This window comes from Janthinobacterium sp. LPB2021202312-11-4, from assembly GCF_037049705.1.
Classification (GTDB): Bacteria; Pseudomonadota; Gammaproteobacteria; order Pseudomonadales; family Pseudomonadaceae; genus Aquipseudomonas.
In genome coordinates this window covers 121509-137182 of record NZ_JBAGKV010000002.1, presented here as the reverse complement: position 1 = coordinate 137182, position 15674 = coordinate 121509, and the positions used below count along the sequence as shown (strand labels likewise).

Annotated in this window: 9 protein-coding genes and 1 pseudogene; 6 read left to right on the top strand and 4 right to left on the bottom strand. The window is 61.0% G+C overall.

Features of this window, described 5'->3' with window-relative positions; translation table 11 throughout:
• Positions 1-161 precede the first annotated feature (161 nt).
• Positions 162-2243 carry a putative bifunctional diguanylate cyclase/phosphodiesterase gene (locus tag V5E99_RS02690; protein WP_499800724.1) on the top strand — a complete coding sequence of 694 codons (2082 nt, stop codon included), beginning with the start codon at positions 162-164 and terminating at the stop codon, positions 2241-2243.
• 135 nt (positions 2244-2378) lie between these two features.
• Positions 2379-3125 (top strand): SDR family oxidoreductase, encoded by a 747-nt coding sequence (locus V5E99_RS02685; protein WP_499800723.1) that lies wholly within the window; start codon positions 2379-2381, stop codon positions 3123-3125.
• A 156-nt stretch (positions 3126-3281) separates the two neighbouring features.
• Here V5E99_RS02685 and mapR read toward each other — a convergent pair whose 3' ends face one another.
• From mapR to V5E99_RS02670, 3 genes are all read right to left on the bottom strand, one after another.
• The gene (mapR, locus tag V5E99_RS02680) at positions 3282-4691 is read right to left on the bottom strand and encodes a GntR family transcriptional regulator MpaR (RefSeq protein ID WP_499800721.1); all 1410 of its coding nucleotides are present in this window, start codon (positions 4689-4691) and stop codon (positions 3282-3284) included.
• A gap of 97 nt (positions 4692-4788) precedes the next feature.
• On the bottom strand, positions 4789-6144 hold the full coding sequence (gene ccoG, locus V5E99_RS02675; protein WP_499800720.1) for a cytochrome c oxidase accessory protein CcoG: 1356 nt from the start codon (positions 6142-6144) through the stop codon (positions 4789-4791).
• Between the two features lie 252 nt (positions 6145-6396).
• The gene (locus tag V5E99_RS02670) at positions 6397-6630 is read right to left on the bottom strand and encodes a DUF3203 family protein (protein WP_499800718.1); all 234 of its coding nucleotides are present in this window, start codon (positions 6628-6630) and stop codon (positions 6397-6399) included.
• Positions 6631-6751: 121 nt separating this feature from the next.
• Here V5E99_RS02670 and V5E99_RS02665 point away from each other — a divergent pair, with 121 nt between their 5' ends.
• Positions 6752-7252 carry an MgtC/SapB family protein gene (locus V5E99_RS02665; RefSeq protein ID WP_499800717.1) on the top strand — a complete coding sequence of 167 codons (501 nt, stop codon included), beginning with the start codon at positions 6752-6754 and terminating at the stop codon, positions 7250-7252.
• A 140-nt stretch (positions 7253-7392) separates the two neighbouring features.
• On the opposite strand, the gene V5E99_RS02660 is transcribed toward V5E99_RS02665, so the two are convergent.
• Positions 7393-7557: a hypothetical protein gene (locus V5E99_RS02660; RefSeq protein ID WP_499800716.1), complete on the bottom strand. Its 165-nt coding sequence runs from the start codon at positions 7555-7557 to the stop codon at positions 7393-7395.
• Between the two features lie 261 nt (positions 7558-7818).
• Here V5E99_RS02660 and V5E99_RS02655 point away from each other — a divergent pair.
• The 3 genes and pseudogenes from V5E99_RS02655 to glgB form a co-directional block, all read left to right on the top strand.
• Positions 7819-9771 (top strand): annotated as a pseudogene (locus V5E99_RS02655) (alpha-1,4-glucan--maltose-1-phosphate maltosyltransferase); the annotation flags it as partial.
• Positions 9772-9972: 201 nt separating this feature from the next.
• Positions 9973-13314 carry a maltose alpha-D-glucosyltransferase gene (treS, locus tag V5E99_RS02650; protein ID WP_499800714.1) on the top strand — a complete coding sequence of 1114 codons (3342 nt, stop codon included), beginning with the start codon at positions 9973-9975 and terminating at the stop codon, positions 13312-13314.
• A gap of 2 nt (positions 13315-13316) precedes the next feature.
• Entirely contained in the window at positions 13317-15548 is a 2232-nt protein-coding gene (gene glgB, locus V5E99_RS02645; protein ID WP_499800713.1) for a 1,4-alpha-glucan branching protein GlgB, read from the top strand.
• The last annotated feature ends 126 nt before the right edge of the window (positions 15549-15674 follow it).

Sequence of the window (15674 nt, the reverse complement as noted above, 5' to 3'; positions counted from 1 at the left end):
CTGGGGCTGCGCGAGGCCTTGATTTTCTGTCAAACAAGCGTTTCATCGGCTTGATGGCCTTTTGATAATTTTGTCAGTGCGTTCTTCTGGACAATCAGTACAATCGCGACTTTGCCCCCCGAGAATGGACGCAGTACGGTGGGGCGGTCACGAGAAATTCCATGCTCATCGGCACCTATTCCCCCACGTTGGTTTTCATCTCGCTGTGCGTGGCGATTCTCGCCTCGTATACCGCCCTGGACCTTACGGGCCGAATCGCTACCACCAAGGGCCGAGGGGTTCATTTGTGGACCGCCGGTGGCGCGGTGGCCATGGGTATCGGCGTATGGTCGATGCATTTCATCGGCATGCTCGCCTTCAAATTACCCATCGACCTGGGCTATGACCTGGGCATCACCGTGCTCTCTTTGGCCATCGCCATCCTGTCCTGTGGCTTTGCCCTGTGGCTGGTCAGTCAGCCAAAACTGCCGGCCTGGCAACTGGCCTTTGGTGCGCTGATCATGGGCAGCGGCATCAGCGCCATGCATTACACCGGCATGGCGGCCATGCTCATGCAGCCGGGGATCGATTACGACCCGACGCTGTTTGGCGCCTCGTTGCTGATCGCCGTGGGGGCTTCGGCCGCTGCGTTGTGGATCGCTTTCCGCTTGCGTCAGCACACGCCTTACGTGGGCCTGATCCGTGGCGGTGCGGCGGTGATCATGGGCTTTGCCATCGTCGGCATGCACTACACCGGCATGGCCGCCGCGCGTTTTCCGGACGGCAGTTTCTGCGGTGCGGCCCTCAGTGGCTTGAGCGGCAAAGGCCTGGATAACCTGGTGTTGATCACTACCTTGGCGGTGTTGAGCATCGCCTTGCTGACGTCGATCCTCGACGCGCGCCTGGAAGCCCGCACCGCCGATCTGGCGCACTCGCTGACCGAAGCCAACCGCGAACTCACCCAACTGGCCCTGCATGACACCCTGACCGGCCTGCCGAATCGTATGTTGCTGGCCGACCGGATCGAACTGGCCATGTCGAAGGTGCAGGAGCAGGGCGGTTGTTTTGCGCTGATGTTCATCGATCTGGACGGCTTCAAACCGGTCAACGACGCCTTCGGCCATCACATGGGCGATCAGTTGTTGCGCGAGGTCGGGCTGCGACTGCGCGAAGACTTGCGCAGCCAGGACACCCTGGCACGGATCGGGGGTGACGAGTTTGTGCTGCTGGTGCGCCTGAATGAACCCAACGACGCCCTGAACCTGGCGGCCCGTCAGGTCAGCCTGATCGCGCGCTCGTTCCGGGTGGCCGAGCATGACCTGCAGATTTCCGCCAGCGTCGGCATCGCGCTATACCCCGGCAACGGCCAGACCCCACAAGAACTGCTGATGAACGCCGACGCGGCGATGTATCACGCCAAAGGCGCGGGCAAAAACGGCCACAGCTTCTTCGACGCCTCAATGAACAGTAACGCCCGCAAACAACTGCAACTGCTGCAAGACCTGCGCGCTGCCCTTGAGCAGCAACAATTCAGCCTGTATTACCAACCCAAATTCGACGCCGGCAATGGCCGGCCGGTGGGCGCGGAAGCCTTGCTGCGCTGGGTGCATCCGACCCAAGGCATGCTGTTGCCGGACAAATTTATTGAGCTGGCGGAAAAGACCGGGCTGATCATCCCCATCGGTGAATGGGTGCTGAACGAAGCCTGCCGGCAGATGCGCGAATGGTACGTGCTCGGTTACACCGACTGGCGCATTGCGGTGAACCTCTCGGCGTTGCAGTTCTGTCACACCGGGCTGGTCCAGAGCGTTGCCAAGGCGTTGGCCACGCACCACTTGCCGGCCAACAGCCTGACCCTGGAAATCACCGAGACCACGGCCATGAGCGACGCCGATGCGAGCATGACCGTGCTTCAGGAGTTGTCGGAAATGGGCGTTGACCTGTCCATCGATGACTTTGGCACGGGTTATTCGAGCTTGATGTACCTCAAGCGACTGCCGGCCAACGAACTGAAAATCGACCGTGGCTTTGTTCGCGACCTGGAGCATGACAGCGATGATGCGGCCATCGTTTCGGCGATAGTTGCCCTGGGGCAGGCGTTGGGTTTGCGGATTGTCGCGGAAGGGGTCGAGACCGGTGTGCAACAGGACTTCCTGACGAAGCTGGGCTGCGATTCGCTGCAAGGTTATCTGCTCGGGCACCCGTTGCCGGCAGAGCGCTTTATGGCCGACATCCACCGTGGCGAGCAGTTGGCGGCGGGCTGAATGCCCCTTCGCCACAGGTAACTCTTTGAGCCATAGGCCCGCATTCTCAGCCTGATAGATGCAGGTCATGCAAATCCAGCCAATGACGGTTATTCTTGCCCCCGACTGATTTAGCTTGAAACGGGGAATGTCAGCATGGAAAAAGTCATTGTCATCACCGGCGGCAGCCGTGGAATCGGGGCCGCCACGGCGCTGTTGGCCGCTGGGCAGGGCTATCGGATCTGTATCAACTATCTGGCCGACGAAGTCGCGGCCCTGAGTGTGCTGGAGCAAGTCCGTGCCCTCGGCGCCCACGCTATCGCGGTGCGGGCCGACGTCAGCATCGAAGATGAAGTGATTGCGATGTTCCACCGGGTCGATACCGAACTGGGCCGCGTCACTGCGCTGGTGAACAACGCCGGCACCGTCGGGCACAAGTCCCGGGTCGACGAAATGTCCGAGTTCCGCATTCTGAAAATCCTCAAGACCAACGTCCTGGCGCCGATCCTCTGCGCCAAGCACGCGATCCTGCGCATGTCGCCCAAGCACGGCGGGCAGGGTGGCAGCATCGTCAATGTGTCGTCGGTCGCCGCGCGGTTGGGCGCACCGGGGGAATACGTGGATTACGCGGCTTCCAAAGGCGCGCTGGATACCTTCACGATTGGCCTGTCGAAAGAAGTCGCGGGGGAAGGGATTCGCGTCAACGCGGTACGTCCGGGCTATATCTACACCGATTTCCATGCGCTGAGCGGCGACCCGGATCGGGTCAGCAAACTCGAATCGGCGATCCCGATGGCGCGTGGCGGGCGGCCGGATGAAGTGGCGGAGGCGATTGTGTGGTTGTTGTCGGATAAGGCTTCTTATGCGACGGGGACGTTTGTGGATTTGGGTGGTGGGCGTTAGGCCTTAACTTAAGGTTTGCGTTGCTGCAGCGGGCCTCTTCGCGAGCAAGCCCGCTCCCACAGGAGGTTGGTGGCGTTCACAAATGATGTGTTCACCTCACTCCCCTGTGGGAGCGGGCTTGCTCGCGAAGGCTCCAGTCCAGACAACACACGGCTGTCAGAACGACCGCACAATCCGTCCCAATGTCTCCATCGCCTTCTCCGACGCTTCATCCCACGGGCTGCCGTAGTTCAAGCGAATGCAATTCCTGAAGCGCTGGGTCGGTGAAAAGATCGGCCCCGGCGCGATGCTGATGCCTTGGGCCAGCGCCATCTGGAACAACTTCAACGAGTCCATCTGCGGTGGCAGTTCCAGCCACAGGAAGTAGCCGCCGGCCGGTTGGCTGACGCGGGTTTGCGCCGGGAAGTAGCGGGCGATGGCCGCGAGCATGGCACTTTGCTGTTCTTCCAGGGCATAGCGCAATTTGCGCAAGTGCCGGTCGTAGCCGCCGTGTTGCAGGTAATCGGCAATCGCCGCTTGGGCCGGCATCGAGGCGCAGAGCGAGGTCATGAGTTTCAGCCGTTCGATTTTCTGCGCATAGCGCCCGGCGGCGACCCAGCCGATGCGGTAGCCGGGGGCCAGACTCTTGGCGAACGAGCCGCAGTGCATCACCAAGCCTTCGGTGTCGAACGCCTTGGCCGGTTTCGGCGCTTGCTGGCCGTAATAGAGTTCGGCGTAGACGTCGTCCTCGATCAGCGGCACCTGATGGCTGCGCAGCAACTCCACCAGTTCCTGTTTTTTCGCCTCGGGCATGGTCGCGCCCATCGGGTTCTGAAAACTGGTCATGCACCAGCAGGCCTTGATCGGATGCCGTTCCAGGGTTTGCGCGAGCACGCCAAGGTCGATGCCGTCTCGGGGATGGACCGGAATTTCCACCGCTTTGAGTTTCAGGCGTTCCAGCACTTGCAGGCTGGCGTAGAACGCCGGGGCTTCGATGGCCACCAGATCACCGGGTTCGGTAACGGCTTGCAGGCACAGGTTCAGGGCTTCGAGGGCGCCGTTGGTGATCAGCAGTTCCTCCATCGGCAACATCAACCCACCGACCATGTAACGCAGGGCGATTTGCCGACGCAGTTGCGGGTTGCCTGGCGACATGTCGGTGACGACCATGCGCGGGTCCATCTCCCGGGCGGCACTGGCCAGGGAGCGCGACAGCCGTTGCAGCGGGAACAGGGTCGGGCTGGGGAAGGCCGAGCCGAAGGGGACAGTGTTTGGGTCCTTGATCGAGTCGAGGACCGAGAACACCAGTTCGCTGACGTCGACTTCCGTGGACTCGTTGACCTGAGTGCTGATCACCGGCTCCGAGAACGGGCTTGGGGCGTGGGTATTGACGAAGTAGCCGGAACGCGGTCGGGCGCGGATCAGGCCGCGACGTTCCAGCAGGTAGTAAGCCTGGAACACCGTGGACGGGCTGACCCCGTAGGTCTGGCTGGCGTAGCGCACCGACGGCACGCGCTGGCCGGGGCCGAGGACGCCGGAGCGGATCAGTTCAGCGATGTCATCGGCGAATTTTTCGTAGCGTTTCATCGTGTGCCCGGGTTGTGTCATTTAGAGAATTGGCGCGGTCGAAGCCGTCAAGATCGCAGCCTTCGGCAGCTCCTACAAGGCTGTGCATCTTAATGGCTCAACGATTCATCGGCGCAACAAACCGGCTCTTGGCCACGCTATAAATGTCCGATTCATCACTGTCGACAATCTTGAAGCTGATGGTCTGTGAGCTGCTGCTGGGCCGTTCCGTGGTCATCGCCACCGACACCGGCACATCGACAATCTCGCCCGGCGCCAGGCTCAACTCGGTCTTGCCTTGCAACTGGAAGCCCTCACCATCCTCCAGGCTCAGGCGGTAATCCTGACGCTGCTGGGTCTTGTTGATCACTTTCAGGCTGTAGATGTTCTCGATCTGGCCCTGGCTGTTTTCACGGTACATGCCACGGTCCTTGGTGACGTCCAGCGACACCATCGGCCGCTCCACCAGCGCCAATGCCAGCGCACCGATCATCAGCAACAACACCGTCGTGTAACCGATCAGCCGTGGCCGCAGCAGGTGGGTCTTGCCACCTTGCAACTCATGCTCGGAGGTGTAGCTGATTAGCCCGCGAGGGTAGTTCATTTTGTCCATGATCGAATCGCAGGCGTCGATGCACGCCGCGCAGCCGATGCATTCCATCTGCAAGCCGTCGCGGATGTCGATGCCGGTCGGGCAGACCTGCACGCAGAGCTGGCAGTCGATGCAATCACCCAGGCCAACCTCGGCCGGTTTCACCTCCCGTTTGCGCGGGCCGCGGTTTTCGCCACGGGCCACGTCGTAGGAAATGGTCAGGGTGTCCTTGTCGAACATCACGCTCTGGAACCGCGCATACGGGCACATGTGCATGCACACCGCTTCACGCAGCCAACCGGCGTTGATGTACGTGGCGCCGGTGAAGAAGATCACCCAGAACAGGCTGACACCGGCCATTTGCAGGGTCAGCAGCTCTTCGGCCAGTGGCCGGATCGGCGTGAAGTAGCCGACAAAGGTCAGGCCAGTGAGCAAACTGATCGCCAGCCACAAGGTGTGCTTGGCCGAGCGCCGCAGCAGTTTGTTCAGGCTCCACGGCGCGGCTTGCAGCTTGATCCGCTGGTTGCGCTCGCCTTCGGTGATCTTCTCGCACCACATGAAGATCCAGGTCCAGGAACTCTGCGGGCAGGTGTAGCCGCACCAGACCCGGCCCGCGAACACGGTGATCGCAAACAGGCCGAATGCGGCAATGATCAACAGCGCCGAGAGCAGGATGAAATCCTGGGGCCAGAAGGTCGCGCCAAAAATGTGGAATTTGCTTTCGGACAGGTCCCAGAGCACTGCCTGGCGGCCGCCCCAGTTCAGCCACACGGTGCCGAAAAACGCGAGGAACAGAAAGCCTGCACCGCTCATGCGCAAGGTGCGGAACAGGCCGGTGAAGCTGCGGGTGTGGATCAGGTTGTCGCTGGATTTGGCCTTCATCTTTGGACGCGAAGGCTCGAATGTTTCTACGGTTCGGACGGGGATTCTCTCGCTCATGGTCGTTCGCTCATCAGCCTCCATCAGGCCGGTGCACTATGAGCGTCGATCTGTTTGCATAACAGACTCAGGTATTGCAATAAAAAGCGGATCAGATGGGTTTTCAGTGGCGGCCTGCGACAAGTTGATGCACCCGGCGGCAAAGGCTGCGGGCGCCTATCTCAAGCGTGCGCAGCGGTTGTTGATCCGGGTCAGTCAAATCACCGAATCACTGTCGGTGGCCTTCAAATGCTTACGGCCGTCGACCGCGCCTGCTACGGTCAATGCGTCGGCTTCTGCTTCGGTGATGTAGATCCGCTGGCCGTCGAGCTCCACTGCCGACATGGCGACTTCCGAGTCGGTGATGATGGTGATGTCGGGGCACAGGCGAATCTCTTCGCCGTTTTCGGTCTTGAAGAAGCAGGTCTGGTTTTCGATGCGTACGGTCATGGGACTGTCCTTATTTTGGCGGAGACTAATACGTTAGGGCGCCAGGAATGGGCATGGTTCTGTGCAACCGATTAGTGGTCGGTGCGGTCCATCGTTTAACAACGACTACAAGGACTGGCCCATGGACGCCTGGTGGCATGAAGTTTGGGTGACGCTGCAAGCGGAGTTCGCCGATGTGGGGGATGCGAAGCAACTGACACAGATCACCGTGCGCCTGCTGATCGCGGCGGTGCTGGGCGGCATTCTCGGTTTTGAGCGCGAACACAAGGGCAAGGCTGCCGGGGTTCGCACCCACATGCTGGTGGCCCTGGGCGCGGCGTTGTTTGTGTTGGTGCCGCAGATGTCCGGTTCCCAGGCCGATGCCATGAGCCGGGTGGTGCAGGGGGTGATTGCCGGGATCGGTTTTCTCGGCGCCGGGACGATCCTGAAGAATTCCGAGGGCGACGAGGGGCATGTGAAAGGGCTGACTACCGCCGCCGGGTTGTGGATGACCGCCGCCATTGGCGTGTCGGCCGGGCTGGGGCGAGAAGCGACAGCGGTGCTCAGCACGTTGTTGGCGCTGGTGATTTTCAGCGTGATGCCAGCGGTGGTGCGAATGCTCGACAAGGATCGCAACCCGTAAGAAGACCAGCACCATCGCCTGGGTAGGAGCTGCCGAAGGCTGCGATCTTTTGATCTTGTTCTTCGGCGATTTCCAAGACGCCAAAAGCTTAAGATCAAAAGATCGCAGCCTTCGGCAGCTCCTACGGTGGGGTGTTCATGTTATGGATTGACGATCACCGGGGGCATGGTGGTTGGCGGGTCTTCACGAGGTGGCGGGGTGGTGCCCGGCGGCTCTTGCTCGGGCACCGGAGCCGGTTCAGTGTCGGGAATGGCCGGGTTGTCGATGTTCGGGTCCGGGGTTTCGGCGGGGAATGGATTGTTCATCGTTCAAGCTCCTTGTGGCACATGGCGTGAGTCGTGCTTAAGTGGATTGACCACCGCGCAAAGGTTTTGATTCCCATGAATGCCAGGCAAATCCCCGTGAACTTTTAACGGCGCCTGTCGCTCGGAACCTAAGTGAGTTCATTCCGGGACGGACCGGCCCACGGGGATGAACATCTGGCAAATGAGCGTCCTTGGGGCGTAAAGGAGAGATGCTCGATGATCGCTGAAAAACCGACAGAACTCAGTTACAACCCGCACATGCCGCTGTCGCAGGCCTTGTTGTTGCCGCGCATCGCAATTGAAAACACCATGCCGACCCTCGATGGCGGGCAGTTCGCTGTCAAAGCCGTGGTCGGCCAGGACGTGCTGGTGACCAGCAAAGTGTTTGCCGACGGCCACGACAAACTGGCCGTGCGCATTCGCTGGCGCAACGAGGGCGAGGAGTCCTGGCACAGCGAAACCATGGTGGAAGTGGGCAACAACGGCTGGCAGGGCCGGTTCCGGGTCGAGCGCCAGGGCCGTCATCTGTACTGCATCGAAGCCTGGATCGATCAGTTCGCCAGCTTCTGTTACGAGCTGGAAAAGAAACACACGGCCCGGGTGCCGGTCAGCCTGGAGTTGCAGGAAGGCCGCACACTGGTCCAGCAAGCCGCCGAACGCAGTGACGGACCGCTGAGCGAACAACTGGCCGCGCTGCATCACGAATTGGCCGGGCTGCTCGAAACCGAGCAGGTCGCGTTGTTTGTGCACCAGCGTAGCGCCGAGCTGATGGCCCAGGCCGATCACCGCGCCTACCTGAGCCTGAGTCCGGAATACCCGCTGGACGTTGAACGGGAGATTGCGCAGTTCGCCAGTTGGTATGAGCTGTTTCCGCGCTCGATCACCGACGATCCCGCGCGCCACGGCACCTTCAATGATGTGCACTCGCGCTTGCCGATGATCCAGGACATGGGTTTCGACGTGCTGTACTTCCCGCCGATCCACCCGATCGGCCGCAGCTACCGCAAAGGCCCGAACAATTCCCTGACCGCTGGCCCCAATGATCCGGGCAGCCCGTACGCCATCGGCAGCGCCGAAGGCGGGCATGAAGCGATTCACTCCGAACTGGGCACCCGCGAAGACTTCCGCCGACTGGTGGTGGCCGCTGCTGAGCATGGGCTGGAGATTGCTCTCGATTTCGCGATCCAGTGTTCTCAGGACCACCCGTGGCTGCAACAGCATCCGGGCTGGTTCAACTGGCGCCCCGACGGCACGATCAAATACGCCGAAAACCCGCCGAAGAAATACCAGGACATCGTCAACGTCGATTTCTACGCCGCCGACGCGATCCCCAGCCTCTGGGTGGAACTGCGCGACATTGTGCTCGGTTGGGTCGAGGAGGGCGTGAAGATCTTTCGCGTCGACAACCCGCACACCAAACCGCTGCCGTTCTGGCAATGGCTGATCGCCGATGTCCGGGCGCTGCACCCGGAGGTGATCTTCCTCGCCGAAGCCTTCACCACGCCGGCGATGATGGCGCGCCTGGGCAAGGTCGGTTACTCCCAGAGCTACACCTACTTCACCTGGCGCAATACCAAATACGAGCTATCAACCTATTTCAGCGAGCTCAACGAGTCGCCGTGGCGCGAATGCTTCCGCCCGAATTTCTTCGTCAACACCCCGGACATCAACCCGGCATTCCTGCACGAATCCGGACGCGCCGGTTTTCTGATCCGCGCAGCGCTGGCGACCATGGGCTCGGGCCTGTGGGGCATGTATTCGGGTTTCGAACTGTGTGAAGCCGCTGCAGTGCCGGGCAAGGAGGAATACCTCGATTCCGAGAAGTACGAAATCCGCCCACGGGACTTCAATGCGCCGGGCAACATCATTGCCGAGATTGCCCAGCTCAACCGCATCCGCCGGCAAAACCCGGCGCTGCAAACCCATCTGGGGCTGAAGCTCTACAACGCCTGGAACGACAACATTCTGTACTTCGGCAAACGCAGCGCCGATGGCAGCAATTTCATTCTGGTGGCCGTCAGCCTGGACCCGCATAACGTCCAGGAAGCCAATTTTGAATTGCCGCTGTGGGAAATGGGCTTGCCCGATGACGCGCACACCCAGGGCGAAGACTTGATGAGCGGGCATCGCTGGACCTGGTACGGCAAGTATCAATTCATGCGGATCGACCCGGCGCATCAGCCGTTCGGGATTTGGCGCATCACTACCTCTTGAACGCCAACGAAAACGACACCTTCCCCAAGGCGGGCAAGTAACCCCGCAGGAGCTGCCGAAGGCTGCGATCTTTTGATCTCAAGCTTTTGGCGTGCTGCAAATCGCCGAAGAACAAGATCAAAAGATCGCAGCCTTCGGCAGCTCCTACAGGGGAACTGTCTTGCGTCGTGTCGGCGTTATTGAATTCAGCAGGAGTTTCAAATGGCGAAGAAACCCAAGGCAGCCACCTTCATCAAAGACCCGCTCTGGTACAAGGATGCGGTGATTTACCAGGTTCACGTTAAGTCTTTTTTCGACTCCAACAATGACGGGATCGGCGACTTTCCCGGCCTGATCGCCAAACTCGATTACATTGCCGAACTGGGCGTCAACACCATCTGGCTGTTGCCGTTCTATCCTTCGCCGCGCCGGGACGACGGTTACGACATCGCCGAATACCGTGGCATCCATCCCGATTACGGCACCATGGCCGACGCCAAACGCTTTATCGCCGAGGCCCACGACCGTGGTTTGCGGGTGATCACCGAACTGGTCATCAACCACACCTCCGACCAGCACGCCTGGTTTCAACGTGCGCGCAAAGCCAAGAAAGGCTCGGCAGCCCGGGACTTCTATGTCTGGTCCGATGACGATCAAAAGTACGACGGCACGCGGATCATTTTCCTCGACACCGAAAAATCCAACTGGACCTGGGACCCGGTCGCCGGTCAGTACTTCTGGCACCGTTTCTACTCCCACCAGCCCGACCTGAACTTCGACAACCCGCAAGTCATGAAAGCGGTGCTGTCAGTCATGCGTTACTGGCTGGACATGGGCATCGACGGGCTGCGCCTGGACGCGATCCCGTACTTGATCGAGCGCGACGGCACCAACAACGAAAACCTGCCCGAGACCCACGACGTCCTCAAGCAGATCCGTGCCGAAATCGACGCCAACTACCCCGATCGCATGCTGCTGGCCGAAGCCAATCAATGGCCGGAAGACACTCAGCTGTACTTCGGTGACGCCGACGCCAAGGGCCAGAACGGCGACGAATGCCACATGGCGTTCCACTTCCCGCTGATGCCGCGCATGTACATGGCGCTGGCCCAGGAAGACCGTTTCCCGATCACCGACATCCTGCGCCAGACCCCGGAAATCCCCGCCAACTGCCAATGGGCGATTTTCCTGCGCAACCACGATGAGCTGACCCTGGAAATGGTCACCGACAAGGAGCGCGATTACCTGTGGAATTATTACGCCGCCGACCGTCGGGCGCGGATCAACCTGGGGATTCGCCGCCGTCTCGCACCGTTGATGGAGCGCGACCGCCGCCGTGTGGAGTTGCTTAACAGCCTGTTGCTGTCGATGCCCGGTACACCGACGCTGTATTACGGCGATGAAATCGGTATGGGCGACAACATCTACCTCGGCGACCGCGATGGCGTGCGCACGCCGATGCAGTGGTCGATCGACCGCAACGGCGGTTTCTCCCGCGCCGACCCGGCCAGCCTGGTACTGCCGCCGATCATGGACCCGCAATACGGCTACCTGTCGGTCAACGTCGAAACCCAGGCCGGCGATCCGCATTCGCTGCTGAACTGGACCCGACGCATGCTCGCGGTGCGCAAGCAGTCCAAGGCGTTTGGCCGTGGCACGCTGAACATGCTCTCGCCGAGCAACCGGCGGATTCTGGCCTACACCCGGGAATTCACCGGCGAGGACGGCAAACACGAAATCATCCTGTGCGTGGCCAACGTGTCGCGCAGTGCGCAAGCGGCGGAACTCGACCTGTCGGCCTACGCCGGGATGGTCCCGGTGGAGATGCTCGGCGGCAACGCCTTCCCGCCGATTGGCCAGTTGAATTTCCTCCTGACCCTGGCGCCGTACGGCTTCTATTGGTTCGTGCTTGCAGCGGAAAACCAGATGCCGAGCTGGCACGTGGAGCCGGCGCAAAGCCTGCCGGACTTCACCACCCTGGTGCTGAAAAAACGCATGGAAGAACTGCTCGAGGCGCCGTCCCGGGACACGCTGGAGCAGGGCATCTTGCCGAACTGGTTGCAGAACCGTCGCTGGTTCGCCGGTAAGGACGCCACCATCGACAGCGTCAGCCTGGCTTACGGCGTGCGTTTTGGCGATCCGTCGCACCCGGTGCTGTTGAGTGAGATCGACGTCACCAGTGCGGGTGTGACCAGTCGCTACCAACTGCCGTTCGGTTTTATCGCCGAGGACCAGGTCGGCGCGCCGCTGCCACAGCAACTGGCGTTGTCTCGAGTTCGGCGCGGGCGGCAGGTCGGCTTGATCACCGATGCCTTCAGCCTGGAAACCTACATCCGTGCCGTGCTGGCGGGCATGCAGGCCAGCACCGTGTTGTCCTCCAGCGACGGCGAGATTCGTTTCGAGCCGACCGCACAACTGGCCAAACTCGGCTTGGGTGACGACGCGGAAGTGCGTTACCTGTCCGCCGAGCAATCCAACAGTTCCGTGGTCATTGGCAAAAGCCTGGTGCTGAAACTGATCCGTAAACTCGCCTCGGGCGTGCACCCGGAACTGGAGATGAGCGCGTACCTGACGGCCGCCAGTTTCGGCAATATTTCGCCGCTGCTCGGTTCGGTGATTCGTCGCGATGCCAAGGGCGAAGACACGTTGTTGATGATCGCCCAAGGCTACTTGAGCAATCAGGGCGACGCCTGGGAGTGGACGCAGAACAACCTCGAACGGGCGCTGCGGGACGAGCTGGCCAATGCCATGTCCGAGCAGGAGCAGCACTACAACGCCCTCGGCGAGCTGAAAGATTTCGCCGGCATGCTCGGCCAGCGTCTGGGGGAAATGCACGTCGTGTTGGCCAAACCGACCGATGACCCGGACTTTGCCCCGCGCGTGACCTCGCAGAAAGAGGCCCTGGCCTCGGCCAAGGACGTGGCGGCGCAACTGGAACACGCCTTGAAGTTGCTCAAGCAGCATCAAAGCGAATTGAACCCGGCAGATGCGGCGCTGGTCAGCCACTTGGTGGACAACAAAAAAGCCATCCTCAGCCATGTCCAGGAACTGGGCAAAAAAGCGGCGGGGGGCTTGCGGATTCGTGTCCACGGCGACTTGCATTTGGGTCAGGTATTGGTGATCAAGGGCGATGCGTATTTGATCGACTTCGAAGGGGAGCCGGCGCGGCCGCTCAGCGACCGGCGCGGCAAGCACAGCCCTTATAAGGATGTCAGCGGCGTATTGCGCTCCTTCGATTACGCAGCGGCGATGACCGTCAACGTGCACAGCGTCGATAACACCGCTGATGCCCAGGCTGCCCGCCAGCGGGTCGCCGACCGCTATTTAGTTGAAGCACGACAGGCATTTATCGACGCTTATCGGCTGGCGGCAGCTAGTCTTGCTCATGCATGGCAAGATCCCGAGGGCGAAGACGCTGCGCTGGCGTTGTTCGGTTTGGAGAAGGCGGCCTATGAAGTGGCTTATGAGGCGGAAAACCGCCCCACTTGGCTGCCGGTGCCGTTGCACGGTTTGTATGGGTTATTGAGTGGGCTCAAACCCTTTTCCGATCTTGGTGGAGAGTAGTCATGAGTTTCTCGAACAAGGAACAGAGGCATCACAAAGAAGCGCTGCTACCCAGGGCGCGGGACATTGATGCGCTGGTACGCGCAGAACACCACGATCCGTTTTCCATCCTCGGCCCCCACGGCGATGAGCATGGCGGGCAATTCATTCGGGCCTATCTGCCGGACGCGTTAAGCGTTCAGGTGCTGGCCAAGGACTCAGGCGAAGAGCTCGGCAACCTTGAGGCCACCCAGACGCCGGGGCTGTTCGTCGGCCACTTCGACCGGGCCCAGCCGTACCTGCTGCGCACCCGCTGGGCTGGTGGCGAACAAGTCGCGGAGGACCCTTACAGCTTCGGGCCGCTACTCGGCGAGATGGACTTGTACCTGTTCGCCGAAGGCAATCACCGAGACCTGAGCGCCTGCCTCGGCGCACAACTGAAGAACGTCGATGGCGTCGATGGTGTGCGCTTCGCCGTGTGGGCGCCGAACGCCAAGCGGGTGTCGGTGGTCGGTGATTTCAACGTGTGGGACGGACGTCGGCACCCGATGCGCCTGCGTCATCCCACCGGGGTCTGGGAGTTGTTTATCCCGCGCCTGCAAGCGGGGGAGGCGTACAAATACGAAATCCTCGGGGCCCAGGGCATTCTGCCGCTCAAGGCTGACCCGATGGCCCTGGCCACGCAAATGCCACCCGACACCGCCTCCAAAGTCGCCGCGCCACTGAGCATCGACTGGCAGGACCACGCGTGGATGCAGTCCCGTGAAGAACGGCAGAAACCGAGTGCGCCGCTGTCGATCTACGAATTGCACGCCGGTTCGTGGCAATGCGAACTGGATGATCTGGGTGAGGTCGCCCGCCAGTACACCTGGCATGAACTGGGCGAACGCCTGATTCCGTATGTGAAGGATCTGGGGTTCACCCACATTGAGCTGATGCCGATTATGGAGCACCCGTTCGGCGGCTCCTGGGGTTATCAGTTGCTCTCGCAATTTGCCCCAAGCGCCCGTTACGGCACGCCCGATGACTTCGCCGTGTTCGTCAACGCCTGCCACCAAGCCGAGATCGGCGTGATCCTCGATTGGGTGCCAGCGCACTTCCCGACTGATACTCACGGCCTGGCACAGTTCGACGGCACCGCGCTGTATGAGTACGCCAACCCGATGGAAGGCTTTCATCAGGATTGGGACACGCTGATCTACAACCTGGGCCGCACCGAAGTGCACGGCTACATGCTTGCTTCGGCGCTGCACTGGCTCAAGCATTTCCACGTCGATGGCCTGCGGGTCGATGCCGTGGCCTCGATGCTCTACCGCGATTATTCGCGCAAGGCTGGGGAATGGGTGCCGAACAAGCATGGCGGTCGCGAGAACCTGGAAGCCATCGATTTCCTGCGCCATCTCAATGACGTGGTCAACCTCGAAGCGCCCGGTGCGCTGGTGATCGCCGAAGAATCGACGGCATGGCCCGGTGTCAGTCAGGACACCCAGCAGGGTGGTCTCGGTTTCGATTACAAATGGAACATGGGCTGGATGCACGATTCGCTGCACTACATCCAGCAGGACCCGGTGTACCGCGCCCATCACCACAACGAACTGAGTTTCGGCCTGGTGTACGCCTGGTCCGAGCGGTTCATCCTGCCGATTTCCCATGATGAAGTGGTCCACGGCAAGCATTCGCTGATCGACAAGATGCCTGGCGACCGCTGGCAGAAATTCGCGAACCTGCGGGCTTACTTGAGTTTCATGTGGGCGCACCCGGGCAAGAAGCTGTTGTTCATGGGTTGCGAGTTCGGCCAGTGGCGCGAGTGGAACCACGATCAGCAACTGGACTGGTACCTGTTGCAGTACTCCGAGCACAAAGGTGTGCAGAAACTGGTCGGTGACCTCAACCGCTTGTACCGCGAAGAGCCGGCACTGCACGATCAGGACGACGCACCGCAGGGCTTCCAGTGGTTGATCGGTGACGATGCGATCAACAGCGTCTACGCCTTCATGCGCTGGAGCAAAGAGGGGCGGCCGGTGCTGGTGGTGGCCAACTTCACGCCGGTGCCGCGTCAGGCCTATCGCATCGGCGTGCCGTTTGCCGGGCGCTGGACCGAGCTGATCAACAGCGATGCCAGTACTTACGCCGGTTCCAACTTTGGCAATGGCGGCGGGGCGTTTACCGAGGAAGAGCCGAGCCATGGCCAGGCGTTATCACTGGTGTTGAACCTGCCGCCGCTGGCGGTGTTGATTTTGCGGCCGGAGGGCTGATCCAGACCCGCGTCGCGGCTATTCGCGAGCAAGCCCGCTCCCACACTGGAATGCATTTCCAAACGGTGGGAGCGGGCTTGCTCGCGAAGGCGTCAGTCCAGACACCACATTCTCAACCCGAAACCC